The 7,281-nt window shown below is 73.3% G+C and carries 5 protein-coding genes; all 5 read right to left on the reverse strand.

The window, feature by feature from the left end; genetic code table 11:
* Window positions 1–147: 147 nt before the first annotated feature.
* Window positions 148–1,131, reverse strand: a complete 984-nt coding sequence (locus tag G3I19_RS32615; RefSeq protein WP_164267325.1) for a carbohydrate kinase family protein — start codon at window positions 1,129–1,131, stop codon at window positions 148–150.
* A 41-nt stretch (window positions 1,132–1,172) separates the two neighbouring features.
* The gene (gene metK / locus G3I19_RS32620) at window positions 1,173–2,384 is read right to left on the reverse strand and encodes a methionine adenosyltransferase (protein ID WP_164267326.1); all 1,212 of its coding nucleotides are present in this window, start codon (window positions 2,382–2,384) and stop codon (window positions 1,173–1,175) included.
* A gap of 44 nt (window positions 2,385–2,428) precedes the next feature.
* Entirely contained in the window at window positions 2,429–4,573 is a 2,145-nt protein-coding gene (locus tag G3I19_RS32625; RefSeq protein ID WP_164267327.1) for a condensation domain-containing protein, read from the reverse strand.
* A gap of 239 nt (window positions 4,574–4,812) precedes the next feature.
* Window positions 4,813–5,643 carry a 4'-phosphopantetheinyl transferase superfamily protein gene (locus tag G3I19_RS32630; protein ID WP_164267328.1) on the reverse strand — a complete coding sequence of 277 codons (831 nt, stop codon included), beginning with the start codon at window positions 5,641–5,643 and terminating at the stop codon, window positions 4,813–4,815.
* A gap of 43 nt (window positions 5,644–5,686) precedes the next feature.
* Window positions 5,687–7,281 (reverse strand): acyl-CoA dehydrogenase (locus tag G3I19_RS32635; RefSeq protein ID WP_164267329.1); only part of this gene is annotated, 1,595 nt, incomplete at its 5' end.

Genomic DNA, 7,281 nt, shown 5'->3' on the forward strand with positions numbered 1-7,281 from the left:
TCACATTGAGGATCTCGTTGCAGCCCTCCAACTGCTGGAAATCCTCAAGAGTGGGATCCTGCGCCTGCAACATCGTGCCCATCGCACCATCGGCCACCACCACACGGGTGGCGAGTGCCTCACGGAGCAGGGTGACGCGCCCGGCCGTCACGATGCCGCTTCCAGGACCGGGGCCAGCTCGGCGGCCGCGGTGGCCCCGTACTGGCGCTCCAGCACCGCGGTGAGCCGCCGCGGGGCGGGCACGTAGGACTGGGATCCCACCTGGGACAGGGCCAACGATGCGAGGCAGCAGCCGAGCTGGGCCGCCCGGCCGGCTGGGATGCCCTGGCTGACGGCCGCGAGGAAGCCTGCGCGGAACGCGTCGCCCACGCCCGTGGGGTCGGCGACCGCGACGCCGGCGACGGCGGGCACGGTGTGTGCGGGGGCGTCCGCGCTCTCGATGCGGGCTCCCCTGCCGCCGAGCGTGGTGACCCATGTACCGACGCGCCGCAGCACGTCGTCGTGCGTCCAGGAGGCGCGCTCCAGGAGCAGGGCGGCCTCGTACTCGTTGGTGAACAGCCAGTGTGCTCCGTCGACCAGTTCACGTACCTGGGCGCCGGTGAGCCGGGCGAGCTGTTGTGAGGGGTCGGCGGCGAAGGGGACGCCGAGCGTGCGGCACGCCTGGGTGTGCCGGAGCATGGCCGCGGGGTCGTCGGGTGAGACGAGGACGAAGTCGACTCCGCCGGCGGCTGCCGCCACCGCCGTGAGGTCGATGTCCCGGGCCTGTGCCATGGCGCCCGTGTAGAACGCGGCGATCTGGTTGCTGTCCTGGTCCGTGATGCAGGAGAACCGGGCGGTCTGCCGGTCGGCGCTCACCCGCACCGCGCCGGTGTCGACGCCGTGTTCCTTGAGCCATACCTCGTACGCGCCGAAGTCGCTGCCCACGGCGCCGACCAGGAGCGGTGCGAGGCCGAGCGAGCCGAGCCCGAAGGCGATGTTCGCCGCCACTCCCCCGCGCCGCACCTCCAGGTCGTCGACGAGGAACGAGAGGGACACGTGGTCGAGCCGGCCGGCCAGCAGCTGGTCGCAGAACCGGCCGGGGAAGACCATGAGGTGGTCCGTGGCGATCGATCCTGTCACCGCGATACGCATGGGGAGTCCTTGTCCCTTCCGGCGGGGTCGCCGCTGCCCGGTCACAGGCCCGCGGCGGCCTTGAGCCGCTCGGCGCGGTCGGTGCGCTCCCAGGTGAAGTCGGGCAGTTCCCGCCCGAAGTGCCCGTAGGCCGCGGTCTGCCGGTAGATCGGGCGCAGCAGGTCGAGGTCGCGGATGATCGCCGCCGGGCGGAGGTCGAACACGTCCCGGATGGCTCTCTCGATGCACTCCTGCGCCACCGTGCCGGTGCCGAACGTCTCCACGAAGAGGCCCACCGGCTCCGCTTTGCCGATCGCGTACGCGACCTGCACTTCGCAGCGCTCCGCGAGCCCCGCCGCCACTACGTTCTTCGCGACCCAGCGCATCGCGTATGCGGCGGACCGGTCGACTTTGGAGGGGTCCTTGCCGGAGAACGCGCCGCCGCCGTGCCGGGCCATGCCCCCGTAGGTGTCGATGATGATTTTGCGGCCGGTCAGTCCGGCGTCGCCCATCGGGCCGCCGATCTCGAAGCGTCCCGTCGGGTTCACCAGCAGCCGGTAGCCGTCCGTGTCCAGCTTGATCCCGGCGTCCGCGAGTTCGTCGAGGACGTGCTCCACCACGTGTTCGCGGATGTCCGGTGTCAGCAGGCCCAGCAGGTCGATGTCCGGGGCGTGCTGGGACGAGACGACCACGGTGTGCAGGCGCACCGGCCTGCTGCCCAGGTACTCGATCGTCACCTGTGTCTTGCCGTCGGGCCGCAGGTAGGGGACGGTGCCGCCGGTGCGCACCTCGGTCAGGCGGCGTGACAGGCGGTGGGCCAGGTCGATCGGCAGCGGCATGAGACTCGGCGTCTCGTTGCATGCGTAGCCGAACATCAGGCCCTGGTCGCCCGCGCCCTGTTGGCCGAGTTCGTCGGATCCGGAGGCGTCGACCCGCTTCTCGTACGCCGTGTCGACGCCGCGGGCGATGTCCGGGGACTGTGCGCCGATGGACACCGACACTCCGCACGACTGCCCGTCGAAGCCCTTGGCCGACGAGTCGTACCCGATGCCCAGGATCGTCTCCCGCACGATCCCGGGGACATCGGCGTACGCGGATGTGGTCACTTCTCCGGCGATGTGTACCTGGCCGGTCGTGATGAGGGTCTCGACCGCCACCCTTGAGGCGGGGTCCTGGGCGAGCAGTGCGTCCAGGATCGCGTCGCTGATCCGGTCGGCGATCTTGTCGGGGTGTCCCTCGGTCACGGACTCCGAGGTGAACAGACGTGTCGTCATGACTCTCCTGAGGTGTGAGGTGGGTTGGCCGGCGGTCTGTGCGGTTATCGGGTGCGGCGGGCCACCGCTTCGAGGATCCGGGCGAATTCCGCGGCTGGGGACGCGGTTGCGGTGAGGACCATTCCGGGCGGCCTGCCTCCGGCCGCCACGAGGTCTCGTGCGATGTCGTACGCCGTCTCTCCTCCGCCGCAGAACGCGCCGAGTACGAGGGGGCCTTGGAGGCCGGTGAGCGGGCCCGCTGCTGGTTGTCCGTCCGGCGGCGGGTGCAGCAGGACGACGGCTTCGGGGCCTTCGTAGGCGTAGGCGACCCGGGTGAGGGAGGAGAGCGGTGTGCCCGGTGCCCGGACGAGACAGACGGTGCCCGCGCCGGGCCGTGCGGCGGGGCGCAGCTGGGCCGGCCGGCGGCGCGGTCCGAACCGGGTGCGGGGCGCGGTGGGCGGGGTGCGGCCCGGGGCGGGAGGCAGGGCGAGCAGGTCACCGATGGTCGTGGACGGGGTTGGCGTGTGCGGGAGTTCACGCAGCGCTGCGACGGTGTAGGTGAGCAGGTCCTTTGCGTCGGCGAGGGGTGTGTCGACGCAGGAGGCGGTGAGTACGGTGCCTCCCTTCTCGTCGCGGTGGGCGACGAGCGTGAGGGGGAAGGCCGTGCGGGCGCCGAGCGTCTCGGGGGTGCTGACCTGGATGTCCATCGCCGCCAGGCCCGTGGTGAGGTCCTCGGGCGGGTGCGGCCGGTACTCGAAGACGACGAGGCTGCCGGTGCGGGCGGGGTTCGGGGATTCCGCGGTCGCCGGCTGGGTCCAGGACCGGATGCGGCCCTGCGACACCCATTCGTAGCCGGCCAGGTCCAGTGCCTGGTCGCGCAGTGCGGACAGAAGAGCGGTGACGGGTGCGGCGGGGTCGACGGCCGCGGTCATCGGGAGCGGGTTGCGCAGTGCCGACGGCAGCCGTTCGATGCCGTCGAGGAGAACGCCGCGGCCGGAGACGGTGGCACTGAAGCGGATCTCTGAGGGGCCCGCCAGGGCGCCGGCCCGGTACAGGGCCAGGGCCCACACGGCGTGCAGTGCGCTGCTCTCCGGGCAGCCGTGGCCGGCTGCCCAGGCACGGAGCCGTTCGCTCTGGCCGGGAGTGAGCCGGGCTCGGATCTGGCCGGTGCCGTCGTGCCGGCCGGTGCCGGTCGTGAGTTCCGTCGCGGGTCCCGGGGGTGCCGCCTGCCAGAACTCCTTGGCCGCAGCGGGGTCCTGGGCGGCGAGCCAGCGCGCGTAGTCGCCGAGGTCGGGCCGGCGTTCGCCGCCGGGCAGCGTGCCGTCGGCCAGGTAGGCACGGTAGAACTGGTGCAGCAGGAGGCGCACGCTCCAGTCGTCGAGCAGGGCGGGGTGGAAGCTGAGGAGCACGCCGGCCGGTGGCGCGGTGTCCTGGGGGCCGGCGGGGTCGGTGCCGCCGCCCAGGACGGTGACGCGCAGCGGTCCCTCTCCGCGTGGGTCGAGGCCGCGGCGCCGGTCGGCTTCGACCAGTGCGGGCCACCGCACGCTGCCGTGCGGGAAGCGGAGCACCTCGGGCCCGGTGCGGCCGTGGCACACGATCCACGGCTCGGGGCCATCCTCGAAGGCGGACCGCAGCACTTTCTCGTGCTCGGCGACCGACTGCCAGGCGGTGGCGAGGCGGCCCGGGTCGAGCGGGCCGCGCCAGGTGAGCGCGAGCTGCTCGCACCAGCCCTCGATGCCGGGATGTGCGTCGGCATCGGCGAGCAACTCCCGTTGCAGCGGGGTTGGTTCGATGCGTGCTGTTGGTCCGGGGCCGGCGGATCCGGCGGTCAGCAGGTCCGCGAGCAGCCCGGTGGGGAACGGGGCGGGGCCCGTGGTGCCGGTGCGCTCGTGCGGGCCGGTGGCCGTCAGGCGCAGGGTGTGGTGTCCGGGCCCGGTACGGCGCAGCCTCGGGTGCCAGCTCCGGCCGGGCCTGGCGGTCAGGCGGTCCAGGCGGTCGAGGGCGGCGTCGATCCGGTGTGGGTCGACGGGGCCGCGCAGTTCCAGGACGGGCGGTGTGTCCGCGCCCTGACGGGCGAGGTCCACGACGACGGTCATCGGCCCGCCGGGGGTGGCCCGTGCGGGTGTGGCGTGCGAGGAGTGGCCGGTGGTCATGGTCGTAGGGGGCGCCGCGGGCGCACGGTACGCGGCCTTGGTGGCCGTGGTGTGCATGCGGGTGGAGAACCCCCTCCCTCCCCTCTCTCGACGAGTGCGGGACGAGTGTGCGGGGCCTGCCCACGCGGCCCTGATACGGCGCTGACACGGTGGTGGTCCGGCGGTCGTACGGCACGGGTGGGGCGGCGGGCCCAGAGGGAGGTGACCGCTCTCGTACGTTAACCGGGCGTGCCTCGCCATGCCTGGTGTCTTGAGCGGGGCTCAAGACGGCCTTGAGGGGCGCAGGGGCGTCGTGGTCAGGGGAGGAGTTCGGTGACGGCGCCCAGGAAGCCCTCGTCGAGCATGGTGTGGGCTGCCGTGTCGTGCGAGGTGGCCAGGCCTGTGTCGTGGCAGGCGACGCTCAGCAGGTAGCGCCCCAGGATGTGGTGTGTGGCGAACGCCCACTCGCCGTGGGCGGCGGGCCGGCCGCACGGGGCGAGCAGGTGGCCGCCGTCGGCCGTGAAGCCGAACTCGGTGAAGTCCAGCCTGAGCCCCTGCCCGAGCGCTTTCGTGTAGGCCTCCTTCAGGGTCCACAGGCGCAGCAGCCGTGCGGGGCGCTCCCGCTCGGGGAGCCGTTCGAGTTCGGCTTTCTCGGCGAGTGTCAGGACGTGGTTGTGCAGCAGCTCGTATGACATGTGCCGGCCGGCGGGCTCGACGTCGACGCCGATCCGCCCGTTGCGGCTGATGCCGACGGCGATCACGTCGTCGGTGTGGGTCAGGCTCACGTCGATCTGGTCGAGGCCGCGCAGATAGGGCCGTCCACCGATCTTGTAGGCGAGGTCGAGCTCGGCCGGTGCGGTGCGCAGGGCGGCGGCCGCCGTGTACTTGGTGGCGAGCCGGGAGGCGACGAACCGGTAGCGGATCGTGGGGTCCTGGGTACGCCGGTAGCGCTGCCAGTCGTGGCCGAGCAGCGGGCGCAGCGCGGGGTCGGTGACGGCGGCCGTCAGCCATTCGCCCCAGGTGGTGTGGACGACGGCGTTGCCGTGGCGGTCCATGGCGTCGCGTACCCGGTGCCAGGGTGCGTCCGGGCCGGCGGCGTGGACCGGCGCGCTGATCCGCTCGGCGCCGGGCAGTGCGGTGGTCGTCATGGCCTCGCCTTCCTGGAGCATGTTGCGGCATCTCGTCGTTGGATCACGGTGTGTATGCGAGCGCGTCGAGGTCGCAGCTGCGGCCTTCCCGGTGCCGGCGCAGCAGCTCGCCCAGGACGGTGTCCTGTACGCCGTCGGGCAGTTGGGGCACTGGGATGTTGAGGCGTTGACCGGTTCTGGTGAGGGCGAGTACGGCCCACGCGGGGTCGGTGAGGAACGGGTCGGTGCCGTCCTGGCCCTCCCAGGTTCCGAGGACGGCGGCGGCGCCGGCGACACGGGCGTAGCGGTCGCTGAGCCGGACGACGGCCGGGTCGTTGAGGGCCGCGGCGCCGGGCGGGATACGGCGGCACTGTTCTCGCAGGGTGCGCAGTTCGGTGGCGAACGCCCCGGCGAGCGCGCCGAGGTGTGCGCCGGGGCCGCGCAGCGCGGCGGTCCGGTCCGCGCTCGCGACGAGGGAGGCGGCCATGAAGTCGCCGCCGCCCGCGATGCCGAGCAGGCTGTAGTCCAGGTCGGGGAGTTCGGCCCGGGGGGCGAACAGCTGCGGCGGCGGCTCCTGCTCGACGAACCAGGACCGCTCGGCCAAGCCGCGTAGCTGGGGCACCAGGACGGCTTGGCAGGAGGCGCTGCCGGCGTGGCCGAGGCCGGCGACGGGCAGGTCGCGCACGAGCTTGTCGAGCGCCCCGTACTCGGGGCTCGCGTGGTCGTGGCCGCGCGCGCCCAGGACGGTGGCGAGCTCCTCCAGGTTCTCCCGCAGCAGGTCCGGCACGACGTACTTGACGGCGGCGGCGAGGACGTGGGCGCTCGCGGGCAGCAGGCTCAGGGCGCGCAGCACCACCGTGGCCATGGCGTCGCAGGCGAGCAGGTCGGCGAAGACCCCGGCGAGCGGCTTGTGCCACCGTCTGGCGACGGGTCCGGCGCGGTCCTCGGTCGCGGCGCGCACCGCGGAGTGCAGCACGGTGCCGGCGGCCGCGGTGACGACTCCGCAGATCAGGCTCCGGTTCACCTGGAAGGCGCGCAGGGCCAGCCCGACGCCGTCCCCGGGGCTGCCGACCAGGGCGTCAGCGGGCACGGGGCAGTCGGTGAACTCCAGGCCGGAGAAGAGCGCCCCGCGCATCCCGGATGTCTCCACGCGGGGCAGGTGCCGCAGGTGCGCCGTGTCCTGCCGGGCGGGGTCCAGGAGCAGCACGGAGTGGCTGCGTGGTCCGCGGGCCGGCTCGGTGCGGGCGTAGACGACCTGGAGGCCGGCGCGGCGCGCGTTGATGATGACGTCCTTGCGGCCGCCGACCCGGTACCCGTCCGGGCTCTGACGGGCGGTGAACTCGTGGCGCAGGATGGCGTTGGCGTGGGCGAGTTCGTGGTGCAGGATCGTGGCCCGGCCGCCGCCGAGCAGCAGGCCGGCCATTTCCTGGCGCTGACGTGCGTCGCCCTGCGCCCATACGGCGCCCGCGGCGAACAGCGAGATGATCCCGTGTCCGAAGCCGAGCGCCACATCCCGCCGGAAGACGGGGCGCAGGGCGCGCGCGAGGAGGTCGGCGCGGGTGAGCCGGCCGCCGAGCCGGGCGGGCACGAACTCGGCGCCGAGCCCTTCCTCGGTGAGCAGGGCCTCGGTCTCGGCGGGCGGGGTGCGCCGGGCGTCGG

The organism is Streptomyces sp. SID10853 (assembly GCF_010548145.1).
GTDB lineage: Bacteria > Actinomycetota > Actinomycetes > Streptomycetales > Streptomycetaceae > Streptomyces.

What these genes read in the sequence shown, in the direction of transcription:
- metK (WP_164267326.1), bottom strand. Translation starts at nt 2,384, where the DNA reads ATGACGACACGTCTGTTCACCTCGGAGTCCGTGACCGAGGGACACCCC.
- G3I19_RS32615 (WP_164267325.1), bottom strand. Translation starts at nt 1,131, where the DNA reads ATGCGTATCGCGGTGACAGGATCGATCGCCACGGACCACCTCATGGTC.
- G3I19_RS32625 (WP_164267327.1), bottom strand. Translation starts at nt 4,573, where the DNA reads ATGCACACCACGGCCACCAAGGCCGCGTACCGTGCGCCCGCGGCGCCC.
- G3I19_RS32630 (WP_164267328.1), bottom strand. Translation starts at nt 5,643, where the DNA reads ATGACGACCACCGCACTGCCCGGCGCCGAGCGGATCAGCGCGCCGGTC.